Raw genomic sequence first — 12,196 nt, 5'->3', positions numbered from 1 at the left:
GTGTCGCTCTTGAAGAGTTTTGAGCCGGCGCGAATCAGGTACTCGTTGTTCGCGAGCGGGCGGACCAGCGTCGATTGGCTTATCACGTATAGATGTCCGACGGTCGGGCGCAGGAATCCGGGGTAGAGCGGATTCACGCCGAGCCAGTACGGCATGATGATGCGGCGGCCGGGCTTCCAGTCGGTGAGGCTGACGTGCGCCTCGTGATCATTGTTGGCGAGGATGAAATCGCGGCTGGCGAAATCGCGCATGATGTCGCGGCTCAACTGATCCTCTGGCGGCGTGGTGATTTCGCCGGTCGGTCCGAAGTCGAGCGCCTTGTCGGGAGTGCATCCGCCGACAACCGAGATGAGCGTTAGCGCGATTGCGACGATGATCGCTTTGCGGCGAATCATGTTCGGTATCTCGCGTACTCTGCCGGGATATGGCCGCCGAGCGTCCACTTCATCGGCAGCGATACCTCGCGCAGCACCGGGATTTGCACGGGCTTGCCGTCGGCACGCTTAAATTCGCGCTTGCCAATGTATTGCACGATGGTCGGCAGAATCTTTCCGGGTGTCATGTATTGCGTGCGCGTCGTGACGAACACCGTCTCCTGTTTCACCAGCGAGCTGCCCGCTTCGATCATCCATTCGCCGCCCCCAAGCGTGTCCAGCGGCTTTTCGAGCGTCGCCTCGCTGATGACGTAGAAGTCGCCCTCCTTCGGCGCCATCACTCCCGGCACGAGGATGTTGACGCCGAACCAGAACGGCAGCTTGAGGAACTTGTCCTTGCGCCAATCGAGCGGGCGCACTTCGGCGATTTGATTGTTGTCACCGAGGACGAAAGTGCGGCCGCGAAAGTTGAGCTCGACATCCTCGGCGCTGGCATAGATGCTCGGCGGCGCAACGACCGGCGGCGACTTTGCGCATCCCGCAAAAGTGGCGAGCACCAATGCGAACGCGGCGACGGTTCGCGCGAATTTATCGGGCGCTTGCGTAATGCGAGGCAATTTCGCGGCCGACCAGTTCGATTTGCTTCGGCCACGCGTCGGGTTCCGCGATTGGCCACAGTACAAACTTGTCGAGACCCTTCGCAACGTATTCGCCGAGGCGCGCGATCACGTCGTTGGGAGAGCCGTACGCGGTGCGCTCGAGGTAGGCCTCCGCGCCGCGGCCCATCGCGGACAGCATCGGGCGCATTTCCTCGAGTGCGCGCTCGCGTGACGACGAGATGCGGCAGAGCAGGATGAGTCCCGATTCGATGTGCGCGTTGGCGCGCCCGTAGCCGGCCGCATAGTCGCGAATCTTCGCCATGCTCGCGCCGAATTCGCCGGGAGTCTGGAACGACGCGAAGAAACCGTCGGCCAGGCGCGCCGCGCGTTTCAGCGCCGCATCGGAGCGGCCGCCGACCCAGATATCCATCGTGCCGAAATCGTTGTTAGTGCGCGCGGCCGGACGCGGCTCGATGGTGACGCTGTCGAAGTTGAAGAAGCGTCCGTGATAGCTGGCGACGCGCTCGCGCCAGACCGTGCGCAGCACCTCGATCCCTTCGTCGAGGCGCTTGCCGCGTCCCTCGAGTGGAATTCCGCACGCGGCGTAGTCAGCCAGATTCGCGCCGGTGCCGACCGCCATCACCATCCGGCCGTTCGACAGGTAGTCGAGCGACGCGAACGACTTCGCAACCATCAGGGGGTGGCGCAGGTTGAGCAGCAGCACGCTCGGCCCGAGTTTCATGCGCGAGGTCCGGGAGGCCAGCAACGATAGCGTTGCGACGACGTCGAGTTCGGGCGAAGGTGCGAGCAGATGATCGGAGAGCCAGAAGGAATCGAGGCCCCAATCCTCGGCGTGCTCGGCGACCCGCGCAATCGTTTCCGCCGGGGGCATCCCGAGCCGCCAAAGTCCGAATCCGACACCGATTTTTACCTGTTTCATCGCCGTAACACCCTCGTTTGCGCGCTTGCGAAGATGATAATAGCATAGGCCGCCTCGATGAATCAGAATCCTACGGCAAGAAACGGTGCACCGGTGACCGTGACTCTGATGGGCACCGCAGATGCGTTCTCGAGTTTTGGCCGTTCACAATCAGGCTATCTGATCGACGCGCCGGGCGGCCGGATCCTGCTGGAAGCCGGGCCCGGCCTAATGCAGGCGCTCAAGGGCAGCGGCGTCTCGACCGACAGCTTCGATTTGCTGCTGATCAGCCATCTGCACGGTGATCATTTCGGCGGCCTGCCGTTTCTGATCCTCGACTACATGTGGGAGACGCGCCGCAAAAAGCTGCTGACCATCGCGGGCCCGGCCAAGCTCGAAGAGCGGACCTGGATCCTGATGCGCACGATGTTCCCGCATTTCGAGCTCGACAAAGTTCAGCACAAGCTGAAGTTCGTGGTGCTCGATCCCGGCAGCTCGACGCGGCTGGGCAGGTTCAAGGTGAGTGCGATTCGCAGTCCGCACACCAAGCCGGAGATTTCGCTGTCGCTCAGGATCGACGGCGGCGGGAAGTCGATCGTGTTTTCGGGCGACAGCGGATGGAACGATGAGCTGGTGAAGTTCAGCGACGGCGCCGATCTGTTCCTGTGCGAATGCACCTACTACGAGAGCGTGCACTTGAAGTTTCATCTCAACTACCCGCTGCTGGCGGCCAACCGCGACAAGTTCAACGTCCGGCGGATGGTGCTGACGCATCTCGGTCGCGAAGTGCTGAGCCGCGAGGATGAGATCGCGCTTGAAATGGGCTATGACGGCATGAAGATCAAGATCTAGCCCACGCACCGTCGCTAAATAAGGATACTTACATGGGCATAGTACAGGGCAAGCGGGCGCTGATCGTCGGCGTCGCGAACGACAAAAGTCTGGCGTGGTCGATAGCACAGACTCTGGCCGCTGAAGGCGCCGAGATCGCGATGACCTATCAGGGCGAGATCCTGGAGAAGCGTGTGCGTCCGCTGGCGGCGCAAATCGAGGCGGACGTGATCGGCGAGCTCGACGTCAACGACGATGCGCAAATCGCGTCGGTGTTCGTGGCGCTCAAGAAAAAATGGAACGGCCTCGACCTGCTCGTGCATGCGGTCGCATTTGCGGAGCGCGAGGATCTGCGCGATCGATTTCTGACGGTGACCCGCGAGAATTTCAAGAAATCGCTCGAGATCAGCGCCTACTCGCTGGTCGCACTCGCGCGCGCGGCGGAACCCCTGATGGAGGCGAGCGGCGGCGGCTCGATCCTCACGCTCAGCTACCTCGGCGCGGTGCGTGCGATTCCCAATTACAACATGATGGGTGTGGCGAAGGCGGCTCTGGAAGCCTGCGTGCGCTATTTGGCGGTGGACTTGGGCGCGAAGAATATTCGCGTAAACGCGCTCAGCGCCGGGCCCGCGCGCACGCTGTCGTCGTCTGCCATTCGCGACTTTCATTCGATGCAGCACGAGGTCGAGGCGCGCTCGCCGCTGCGGCGTGCGATGAAAACCGAGGAAGTCGGCAAGATGGCGGCCGCCGTGCTAAGCGATTTTTCGAGCGGCGTCACCGGCCAGACGCTGTACGTGGACGTGGGCTACAATATAGTCGGCGTCTAGCTGCAAGGAGTATCGCGATGGCTATAGTCACAGTGCCGCAGCTATCGGACAACTACGCGTACCTGGTAATCGACGATGGCAGCAAGGAATGCGGGGTAGTCGATTGCGCGGAGGCCGACAAGGTGATCTCGGCGGCGAAATCGCATGGCGCGAAAATCGTCGCGGTGCTGACCACGCACTGGCACGGCGATCATTCAGGCGGCAACAACGACATCGCTTCGAAGGTCGCGGGAATAAAAATTTACGGCGCGAGTGCGGAAGGCGGGAAGATCCCCGCTCTGACGAATCCGGTGGCGGACGGCGACAAAGTCCGAATCGGCGCGCTCGAGGGCCGGGTGATCGGAATCCCGGCGCATACCAACGGGCACGTCGCGTATTATTTTCCAACCTTCGGCGCGGTGTTCACTGGCGACACGATGTTTGTCGGCGGATGCGGCCGGGTGTTCGAGGGCAAGGCGTCAACGATGGTCGCGTCGCTGAAAAAACTCGCGGCGCTGCCCGACTCGACGCAGGTCTATTGCGGTCACGAGTACACGGAAAAAAATCTGCGCTTTGCGCTGACACTGGAGCCGGGGAACGCCGCGCTGAAGAAGAAGCACGAGTGGAGCATGAAGACCCGCGCGGAGAACAAGTTCACGGTGCCGTCAACGATCGGCGAGGAGAAGCGGACCAATCCGTTTCTGCGCACCGACAGCCCGGAGCTGCGCGCGAATTTGAAACAGCGCGACCCGTCGATGGCCGATGATCCGATCGCGATTTTCGCCAAGACCCGCGAACTCAAGGATCACTTCTAGCGGGCGCCCCGTCACGCGCTGCTAGAAGGGTTTGATCACCGTCAGCACCAGGATTGCGATCAACAGCGCGCTCACCATCCCGTGGATGACGCGAAACTCGCGGCTCGATGACTGGCTCGGATTGTTCTCCAGGAACTTGATCCGGCGATAAAAGCGCACGTGGTAAAAAAGCAGGATCGCGACCAGCAGCAGCTTCGCGAGGAGCCATCCGTGCTGCAGCACCGACGGATCTGTGAGGATCAGCAGAAGCCCAAGGAGGATGCTGATCGCGGCTCCAAGGTTAACTGTGGACTCAAACAAACCGCGCGCCGCGCCGAGAAAGCGTTCCTTGGGCAGTCCGACTTCTTCGGGTACGCGCGCGAGCAGGCTGGTGATCATCAAAAGTCCGCCCATCCAGAAGATCACGCCGAAGATGTGAAGAGCGAGTATGAAGCCGCGAAGAAAGTCCATCCTTGTTCCCCCAGATGAGTCAGATTGCGTGCATGTCGATGCCCCCGGTGGGCTTGTCTGACTGGTTCGATACTTGGCATTGATTGGTGTGCGCCGGTTGAAGAGAATCTTACGCCAGCCGCGCAGTCAAGCGAATCGAGCGGAATCAACACGAGGGCGCACAGATGGCGACTTCCTACCAGGGAGAACTCAAGCGCAAAAAAATCGGTGCGGATGATGCGGCGGCCCGAGTCAAATCCGGCGATTGGGTCGAGTACGGATTTGGCCTCGGGCAGCCGGATCTGTTCGATCGCGCGCTGGCCGCGCGGGTGCGCACGCTCGAGCGCGTAAAGATCCGCGGATGCCTCGCGATGCGTCCGCGCGCGGCGGCCGAGGCGGATCCCGACGAACATCATCTCACTTACCTGTCGTGGTATTTCTCGGGGCTGGAAAGAAAGATGCACGATCGCGGTCTGGCGCATCATATTCCGATGAACTTCGGCGAGGCGCCCGACAACTATCGCCGCTTCATCGACGTGGATGTCGCGGTGTTGAAGACGGCGCCGATGGACGTGCACGGCTATTTCAACTTCGGCCCATCGGTGACCTATCACAAGGCGATCACCGAAAAGGCGAAGACCGTGATCGTCGAGACCGACGCGAGCGTGCCGTACGTTTTCGGAATCGAGAACGCGGTGCATATACATGACGTCGAGTTCGTGCTCGTCGCGGGAGCATCCGGGATGCCGGAGCTGAAGAATCCCGCGGCGAACGCCGTCGATCAGAAAGTCGCGGAGCTGATCGCGCCGGAAATTCCCAGCGGTGCGTGCGTGCAGATCGGGATCGGCGCGATGCCCAACGCGGTCTGCGAGCTGCTCGCGGCCGCGCCGATCAAGGACCTCGGCATCCACACCGAAATGTTCGTCGATTCGCTGGTGTCGCTTTTCGAGGCCGGGAAAGTAACCGGTGCGCACAAAGCGACGAATCGCTACCAGATGACGTACACCTTCGCGGCGGGTTCGAAGCGGATGTACGACTTTCTCGATCGCAACACCGCGTGCTTCGCGGGACCGGTCGACTACACCAACCTGCCTCATCACATTATGCAGAACGATCGCGTCATCTCGATCTGCAACGCTGCGCAAATCGATCTCACCGGACAGGCGTGCTCCGAGTCCGCCGGCGTGCGGCAAATAAGCGGCACCGGTGGACAACTGCAATTCGTGCGCGGTGCGTACGCCTCGCGCGACGGCAAGTCGTTTCTATGCCTCGCCTCGACCTTCGAGCGCGATGCGCGGCGCGCGAGCAGAATCGTCGCGCGAATCGACGACTGCAATATCGTGACGACGCCGCGCACCGACGTGATGTACGTCGTGACTGAGTACGGAATGGTTAACCTTAAAGGCAAATCAGTGCCGGAGCGGGCACGGGCGCTGATTTCGATCGCGCATCCTGATTTCCGCGAGGAGCTGGAACGTCAGGCTCGCGAGTACAGACTGATCTCTCGTGCAATTTTCTAACGTGCCGGTTTGTCGCTGTTGTGGTCGGCGTCGTTGTCGCCGCCGAACTTGTACACGAGTTCGTCGGGGCGCGCGTAGCCAAGCTCGCGGCGAATCAAGCGTTCGATATAGCGGTCATCTGAACGAAGTTTCTGAATGTTCGTTCTGAACGTAGCGTTATCCCCTGCCAGTTGATTACGGCGGGCCTCGAGCGCGGCGCGATGGCTCTGGAGGGCAACGAGGTCTCGCGGCCCCAGGCTGCCAAGGAGGGCACTTAAGACAAGCATCACGAGCACCCCGCCAAAGATTAGGCTGAGCCACTCGCGGCGGAGCACGAAGCTTAAACGCGTCATCCGCGCAATCGTAATTCAAGCATCGGGCTGAGTTCAAGAGATCTAATTTTGAACGTCATTATAAAGACCCGAAAGAGACCGGTTCGGTTGCACTCTTCCGACTTTAAAATTTCTTTATAAATCATGCCGTGGCCCTTGATTTGAGAATAACATGTTTCTATAATCGGCCCGACTCGATGAGGGATGAACCCTCATCTATAAGAAAGGGTGCTTGTCCAGCAGCAGCCTAGGAAGAGGAGGTACCTATGCCAGGAATGAAGAAACGGGCCAAAAAGGCCACCAAGTCCAAACCGATGCGGAAGAGCAAAATGGCAAAAAAGAAGCCTGCCAAAAAGACCAAAAAGAAGTAACCACTTAACGAGTTTACCTTCGGGCTAATACCCCGAAGGCTGGCTAAGGCTGCCAGGATTTGCTGCTGGAATAAGCCGAGGCCGAAAGACCTCGCAACACGGGAGAGCCCCCTTGAAAGAGGGGGCTCTTTCCTTATGTGCGCTTGCTTGCGGGCGCGCGCGTTCAACATGATAGGGTTCGATCGCCGCGAAGTCTCGCGCGAACCTTATGTCCGAGTCCAGTAAGAATTTTGACACGATAATTGTTGGCGCGCGTGTCGCCGGCAGCGCGGCCGCAATCTTGCTCGCGCGCGACGGACGCCGCGTCTTGCTCGTCGATAAGGACAGTTTCCCGTCGGACCGGCTTTCGACACACATCGTGCTGGGCGGCGGTGCGAAAGTGCTCGAGCGAATGGGCGTGCTCGAGATGCTTGAGCGCGCAGGCGGCGTCCGCTTCTCGAAGATGCACTCGATCGGTCCGGACTTCGACTACAGCGGCGAGCTGGTGCGCGAGGGCGCGGATGATCGCGGACTGTGTCTCGGGCGCGTGTTGATGGACGCCGCAATGATCGATGCGGCGCGGAGTTTCGACAGTGTCACGTTTCGCGAGCGCTTCAGAGTTACCGATCTGCTGATCGAAGATGGCGCCGTGCTTGGAATCCGCGGCGAGGATGCGTCGGGCGTGTACGAGTTTCGCGCGCCGCTGACAATCGGCGCTGACGGCCTGCGCAGCTCGGTTGCGCAGATCGCGTCGGAGCGTATCGACGCGTTCAAACGCGTCGACGTGCCATGCGCGCGCGCATACTACTACGCGTACTTCGAAGGCGTCGCGCGGAAAAACCTCGGCGACGAAGTGGTCACGGAATTCGAATCCGCACCCGGCGCGGGCAACCTGGTTTGTCGATGCGAGAACGGACTCACCGTCGCCGCGACCGCGTTCGACGCCGCCGAGATGCAAACTTTCCGCACCGGCCTCGCATCCAATCTGCGCCGCTACCTGAACCGCTCGGTCGCGGTTGGCAAGATGCTCGAAGGCGCGACGATGGTGGGCAAAGTGTTTTCTTCGGGCCTGCTCAACAACACGTATTGCGATCCGGTCACTGACGGCGCTCTTCTCCTCGGCGATGCGGGCCTGCACGTCGATCCGCTGTTCGGCCAGGGACATTCGATGGCGCTGATGAGCGCGTGGATCGTCGGCGATCTTGCGCACGAGTGGTACTCCTCCGGCCGCGGCAATTCGATTCCAGTGGCGAGGCTCGCTGAATTCACGACTCGCCGCGACGCGGAGCTGATGCCCTACTACAGGGCGAGCGTTCGCGCCTCGCAGGAACTCGGCCTCGACCAGGGCAGCCGCTTCGCGCATCGCGCGGCCAGCCGCGAGCAATGGGCGGCGGACGAGATGATCAGGTTCGCGCAGATGCTGACGCCGCGCGCGGCGTTTCCGTCGTTCCGATTCGCGCGCCTGATGGCTACGGCGTCGCGCGCCGCGTAATCCGGCGGACCAGTGGACGACGTCGAACTCGGCCGCATCCGCGCACAACGCGAGCTGCCCGAGCCGGTCAAGTTCGCGTGGCCGATCATGCTGATCCCCGAACTGTTCACGACGCCGCGGCATCTTGCGCTCGTGCTCGGCTACCTCGCGTCGATCGGATGGGAAGTATTCGTGCCGAATCTGCGCGCCGCATTCGGCAAAGGATCGACGCCTGCGCTGGAGAAGCTTCGCTTCAACGATCTCGCCGCGCTGGCGGGCGAGGCGCTCGACGGAATTGGCCGCGACGCGGTAGTGCTCGGTCACGGCGTCGGCGGATTGGTCGCGCTCAAATTGAGCGAGCATCGCCGGGTGAAGGCCGCTGTCGCGTACGCGCCGCTGGTGCCGGGATTCAGCACTCCGCTGGTCGGCGGAGTCGCGAATCGGCTCGCGACGATGCTCGGCAGATCGATTAAGCCGCCGCGCGGCAGAGTACTGTTCGAGTTGATCGCGGATTCCGATCCGTTCACTCGAGACGGCCTCATAAATGCGATGGTGCCTGATTCGGGCGCGCTGGCGACCGACGTAAGTACTGGCGCAATCGACTTTGCAGCAGCGGACAAAGCCGCGCCGCGTCTCGTCGTCGCGGGCGACTCGGACATCTTTGCTCCGCTGCAAGAGACGACAAAATTTGCGGAGTCGATCGGCGCGAAGCTGGCGAAGATTCCCGGCCGTGGGCATTGGCTGATTGGCGGGCGGGCGCTCGAACGTGCGATCAATGAGACGCAGCGATTCCTCGTGCGCGCGCTCGGCCAGGATTTGCTGCTGCTCTATCCCGAAGAATGGAAAAACGAGCCGCGCGAGTGAGAGAGTAAGACTCGAAGGCAGGTGAAAGCGATGGCAAATGAAACTGCGCAAAAGAATTTGATCGTCGAAGAAGAAGGCGGGCTGGTCACGCTCACGATGAACCGGCCCGAGAAGCGCAACGCGCTCTCGACCGCGATGATGACGGAGCTGAACGACGCGCTTGTCGCGATCGGCAAACGCAGCGATGCGCGCGCGGTAATAATCGCGGGCAACGGCCCGGCGTTCTCGGCCGGTCACGACCTCGGCGAGCTGAAGGGGCGCGACCTCGCATTCTACCGCTATGAGTTCGACCTGTGCGCGCAGTTGATGCTGACGATTCAAGCGATTCCGCAGCCGGTGATTGCGCGCGTGCATGCGATCGCGACGGCAGCGGGATGCCAGCTTGCGGCGACCTGCGATCTGGTAGTCGCGGGCGAGAGCGCGAGCTTCGCGACGCCGGGCGTGAGGATCGGTCTGTTCTGCTCGACGCCGATGGTGGCGCTGACGCGCGCCGTTGGCCGAAAGCATGCGATGGAAATGCTGCTGACGGGCCAGCCGGTCAAAGCCCGCACCGCAGCCGAGTGGGGACTCGCGAACAGAGTGGTCCCCGACGCGGAGCTGGTCGCAGAGACGCGCAAGCTCGCGATGCAGATAGTAGAGGCAAGCCCGCTAATCATCGGAATCGGCAAGCGCGCGTTCTACGAGCAGATAGATCTGGATAGGGCGAAGGCCTACGAGTACACAAAGGAAGTAATGAGCCAAAACGCGATGGCGATAGACGCGCAGGAAGGAATCGGCGCGTTTCTGGAGAAGCGGAAGCCAGTTTGGTGCGGTAAGTGAGGGGCGGAATAGGCAATTCATACCATCTGTAGTGGTTCAGAGATGGAGATACCACCAAGGGTAGCTTCGTTCCGTCAAAAGTGTGTTTTCGGACCGATGTAGCGACCTGTCGGTCGGTAGGTCGCGCCGAGAGGATAGTCGATGTGATCATGAGAGTGTCCGTAGCGGATCGTAACAGGTAAGGGGCGGCGCGGGCAGGCTGAACAGTTCATCCCTGAACTCGCGGCTAGATTTTGAAGTGATTGCGATGGACGCGCAGGAAGGAGTTGGCGCCTTACTGGAAAAGCGCAAACAGTCTGGCAGGCAAGTGAAGCGCGCCGATTGAGTTCCGGAAGTGCCTGAGAAGTTACGCCTTAAGCCGAAGAGTAAAGCTGCTGGGATGTCCGGGGTTGTGAGTTACGTACTCGACCGGACCAAGATAGCGAAATCCCGAATCTGCGTATTGCTTGGGCTCTTCTCGATAGAAAAGAAGCAGCTCCAAATCGCGGGATTTGTGTTCAACTATCATGAGATCGCTTTTGCCTGATGTCTGCCCCTGCCAGTGCAGTGTCTTGCCAGCTAAGTAGTCGACGTACTTGGGCTGATTCGGTGCTTTTTTGCGCGTGACGAAGAGCCATATCGAGGAATAGTTCTTTGGTCTGAAAACTCCAGTGTTCAGGGTCGCGTCCGAGGTAGGGAAAATCTCTCGGAGCGATTTTCGGGAATAAATTTCGCCAACTTTTAGCTTCTCCGACGCGGACTTCAGATTCATCAATCCTTCCCTTGCGACGTACTAGGGTTCTTCTTCACCGTCTTCGATTCGGCGGTAGCATTGGCAACAGATGACGCCTTCTCCCTTTCGAGTTTCCAGGTATGCATCGTCGAAAAGCAAGGCCACCAGATCTTCGCATTCGTCGCAGCGTTTCGCCTCGGCCCATCCCGCGATGGTGCTGACGGCGTCGTCGACGCTTGTGATGACGTATCGAAGATCGTCGTGGTCGTAGTTCGTTGCTTCCACCTCGATGGCAACCGAGCCTTGAGCGATACTCCCAGCACCTCTCCTCTGAGGTGTCGAGCGCGCGGCGCGGAGTGCGAGTTCGATTGCTTGGGCGAGAGCCTCCAGCATTCGGCCGGAGCCTTCGATTGTAAATTTCCTTGGAGCGTTATCTGATGAGCTCATCAACTTCCTCCGCGTTGAATTGTCTGATTGCGCGAGTCTCAAACCTGGCCTGGATGCGTGAGAATTGGAAGTGCGGCGGGCGCATCTCGGGCATTTCGGAATGTTGACCCTCACCCGCGCTGGAGGCGCGGACTCTCCCTGACAGAGAGAGGAAATTGGCAAAGGACCGCTGCGCGATTTCAGAACCGGAACCGGCGACGCTTACGCGCCGCTGTCCGAGATCCTTCCATCCGCTCGCGTTGCTCGCTTCGTCAGGATGACACAAAAAAGGCGCGTCAGCGTATGTTGCTCCTCGGTCGGACTCGTTCAGACAGAAGCGGAATCTTGAATCGCGCGCGACCACCCTCGCCGCCCGCGCCTTCGGCGGGGCCTCTCCGCAACTAAGCGGCCGAGGCGGATAGTAGGTGGCGCGGAACGCGACATCCTAACCTGACGGAATGAATTCCATCCTACCTCCTCTCCCTTGCAGGGAGAGGGGAAGATACAGGAGAAGGACGAGGGCTCCGGGATTCTTCGCCGCGGCGGCTCTGAATGACAGGATGAGTTGCGCAGGAGGACCGTATTGATCGGGGGCTTGGGGTTTGTTAATTTTGGACATGGCGCATCTGATTAAACGGACTGCGTACAAAAACTGAAGGCCGACTTGAGCCCGCGGAAAACCGCGGGCTCTTTTTTTACCCAAGGAGGGTCATTTTTATGGCGCATCAGGAACTCCGCGAAGCACTTACCTTCGACGACGTTCTTCTGCTGCCGCAATCTTCCGATTTGTTGCCGGCGAATTGCGACGTCTCGACTGCGCTCACGCCCAAGATCCGCCTGCGTATCCCGCTCGTGTCGAGCCCGATGGATACCGTCACCGAATCGCGCACCGCGATCGCGATCGCGCAGATGGGCGGCATTGGATTTATCCATCGTAATCTTTCGATCGA

General features: G+C 60.5%; 15 protein-coding genes. 8 read left to right on the top strand and 7 right to left on the bottom strand.

Annotated elements, in window-relative coordinates:
- The 3 genes from VJX68_RS05015 to VJX68_RS05005 form a co-directional block, all read right to left on the bottom strand.
- On the bottom strand, positions 1-395 hold a 395-nt coding region (locus VJX68_RS05015; protein ID WP_324094563.1), incomplete at its 3' end, for a hypothetical protein.
- Positions 392-991: a hypothetical protein gene (locus tag VJX68_RS05010; protein WP_324094562.1), complete on the bottom strand. Its 600-nt coding sequence runs from the start codon at positions 989-991 to the stop codon at positions 392-394. The genes VJX68_RS05015 and VJX68_RS05010, both read right to left, overlap by 4 nt.
- Positions 963-1,913, bottom strand: a complete 951-nt coding sequence (locus VJX68_RS05005; protein ID WP_324094561.1) for an LLM class flavin-dependent oxidoreductase — start codon at positions 1,911-1,913, stop codon at positions 963-965. Before VJX68_RS05005 ends, VJX68_RS05010 begins: the two co-directional genes overlap by 29 nt.
- A gap of 57 nt (positions 1,914-1,970) precedes the next feature.
- Here VJX68_RS05005 and VJX68_RS05000 point away from each other — a divergent pair, with 57 nt between their 5' ends.
- From VJX68_RS05000 to gloB, 3 genes are read left to right on the top strand one after another with little or no spacing between them, the layout of a single operon-like run.
- Entirely contained in the window at positions 1,971-2,744 is a 774-nt protein-coding gene (locus VJX68_RS05000; RefSeq protein WP_324094560.1) for an MBL fold metallo-hydrolase, read from the top strand.
- Positions 2,745-2,776: 32 nt separating this feature from the next.
- Positions 2,777-3,550, top strand: coding sequence for an enoyl-ACP reductase FabI (locus VJX68_RS04995; RefSeq protein WP_324094559.1), 774 nt, complete (start codon positions 2,777-2,779; stop codon positions 3,548-3,550).
- Between the two features lie 17 nt (positions 3,551-3,567).
- The gene (gene gloB, locus VJX68_RS04990; RefSeq protein ID WP_324094558.1) at positions 3,568-4,344 is read left to right on the top strand and encodes a hydroxyacylglutathione hydrolase; all 777 of its coding nucleotides are present in this window, start codon (positions 3,568-3,570) and stop codon (positions 4,342-4,344) included.
- 21 nt (positions 4,345-4,365) lie between these two features.
- Here gloB and VJX68_RS04985 read toward each other — a convergent pair whose 3' ends face one another.
- The gene (locus tag VJX68_RS04985; protein ID WP_324094557.1) at positions 4,366-4,794 is read right to left on the bottom strand and encodes a CopD family protein; all 429 of its coding nucleotides are present in this window, start codon (positions 4,792-4,794) and stop codon (positions 4,366-4,368) included.
- A 164-nt stretch (positions 4,795-4,958) separates the two neighbouring features.
- Between VJX68_RS04985 and VJX68_RS04980 the strand changes: the two genes are divergently transcribed.
- Positions 4,959-6,293 (top strand): acetyl-CoA hydrolase/transferase family protein, encoded by a 1,335-nt coding sequence (locus VJX68_RS04980; RefSeq protein WP_324094556.1) that lies wholly within the window; start codon positions 4,959-4,961, stop codon positions 6,291-6,293.
- Here VJX68_RS04980 and VJX68_RS04975 read toward each other — a convergent pair.
- Positions 6,290-6,625: an FtsB family cell division protein gene (locus tag VJX68_RS04975; RefSeq protein WP_324094555.1), complete on the bottom strand. Its 336-nt coding sequence runs from the start codon at positions 6,623-6,625 to the stop codon at positions 6,290-6,292. The genes VJX68_RS04980 and VJX68_RS04975 overlap by 4 nt on opposite strands.
- Before the next feature lie 558 nt (positions 6,626-7,183).
- On the opposite strand from VJX68_RS04975, the gene VJX68_RS04970 reads away from it, so the two are divergent.
- From VJX68_RS04970 to VJX68_RS04960, 3 genes are read left to right on the top strand one after another with little or no spacing between them, the layout of a single operon-like run.
- Complete coding sequence (locus VJX68_RS04970; RefSeq protein ID WP_324094554.1) at positions 7,184-8,446, top strand: NAD(P)/FAD-dependent oxidoreductase; 1,263 nt, start codon at positions 7,184-7,186, stop codon at positions 8,444-8,446.
- Between the two features lie 12 nt (positions 8,447-8,458).
- Positions 8,459-9,289, top strand: coding sequence for an alpha/beta hydrolase (locus VJX68_RS04965; protein WP_324094553.1), 831 nt, complete (start codon positions 8,459-8,461; stop codon positions 9,287-9,289).
- A gap of 30 nt (positions 9,290-9,319) precedes the next feature.
- Positions 9,320-10,108: an enoyl-CoA hydratase gene (locus tag VJX68_RS04960; RefSeq protein WP_324094552.1), complete on the top strand. Its 789-nt coding sequence runs from the start codon at positions 9,320-9,322 to the stop codon at positions 10,106-10,108.
- Between the two features lie 346 nt (positions 10,109-10,454).
- On the opposite strand, the gene VJX68_RS04955 is transcribed toward VJX68_RS04960, so the two are convergent.
- Positions 10,455-10,859 (bottom strand): DUF3427 domain-containing protein, encoded by a 405-nt coding sequence (locus VJX68_RS04955; RefSeq protein ID WP_324094551.1) that lies wholly within the window; start codon positions 10,857-10,859, stop codon positions 10,455-10,457.
- A gap of 21 nt (positions 10,860-10,880) precedes the next feature.
- Entirely contained in the window at positions 10,881-11,105 is a 225-nt protein-coding gene (locus VJX68_RS04950) for a hypothetical protein (RefSeq protein ID WP_324094550.1), read from the bottom strand.
- An 858-nt stretch (positions 11,106-11,963) separates the two neighbouring features.
- Between VJX68_RS04950 and VJX68_RS04945 the strand changes: the two genes are divergently transcribed.
- A partial coding sequence (locus VJX68_RS04945) for an IMP dehydrogenase (RefSeq protein WP_324094549.1) occupies positions 11,964-12,196 on the top strand: 233 nt, incomplete at its 3' end.

Source organism: Binatus sp. (SeqCode), from assembly GCF_035272065.1.
Taxonomy (GTDB): Bacteria; Desulfobacterota; Binatia; order Binatales; family Binataceae; genus Binatus.
Note: the sequence above shows the minus strand (reverse complement) of the source record. Positions and strands in the feature narration are given on the sequence as shown.

Bases quoted from the DNA above. Each gene is read 5' to 3' on its own strand.
- gloB (WP_324094558.1), top strand. From the start codon at position 3,568: ATGGCTATAGTCACAGTGCCGCAGCTATCGGACAACTACGCGTACCTG.
- VJX68_RS04970 (WP_324094554.1), top strand. From the start codon at position 7,184: ATGTCCGAGTCCAGTAAGAATTTTGACACGATAATTGTTGGCGCGCGT.
- VJX68_RS04955 (WP_324094551.1), bottom strand. From the start codon at position 10,859: ATGAATCTGAAGTCCGCGTCGGAGAAGCTAAAAGTTGGCGAAATTTAT.
- VJX68_RS05000 (WP_324094560.1), top strand. From the start codon at position 1,971: ATGAATCAGAATCCTACGGCAAGAAACGGTGCACCGGTGACCGTGACT.
- VJX68_RS04985 (WP_324094557.1), bottom strand. From the start codon at position 4,794: ATGGACTTTCTTCGCGGCTTCATACTCGCTCTTCACATCTTCGGCGTG.
- VJX68_RS04975 (WP_324094555.1), bottom strand. From the start codon at position 6,625: ATGACGCGTTTAAGCTTCGTGCTCCGCCGCGAGTGGCTCAGCCTAATC.
- VJX68_RS04980 (WP_324094556.1), top strand. From the start codon at position 4,959: ATGGCGACTTCCTACCAGGGAGAACTCAAGCGCAAAAAAATCGGTGCG.
- VJX68_RS04960 (WP_324094552.1), top strand. From the start codon at position 9,320: ATGGCAAATGAAACTGCGCAAAAGAATTTGATCGTCGAAGAAGAAGGC.
- VJX68_RS04995 (WP_324094559.1), top strand. From the start codon at position 2,777: ATGGGCATAGTACAGGGCAAGCGGGCGCTGATCGTCGGCGTCGCGAAC.
- VJX68_RS05005 (WP_324094561.1), bottom strand. From the start codon at position 1,913: ATGAAACAGGTAAAAATCGGTGTCGGATTCGGACTTTGGCGGCTCGGG.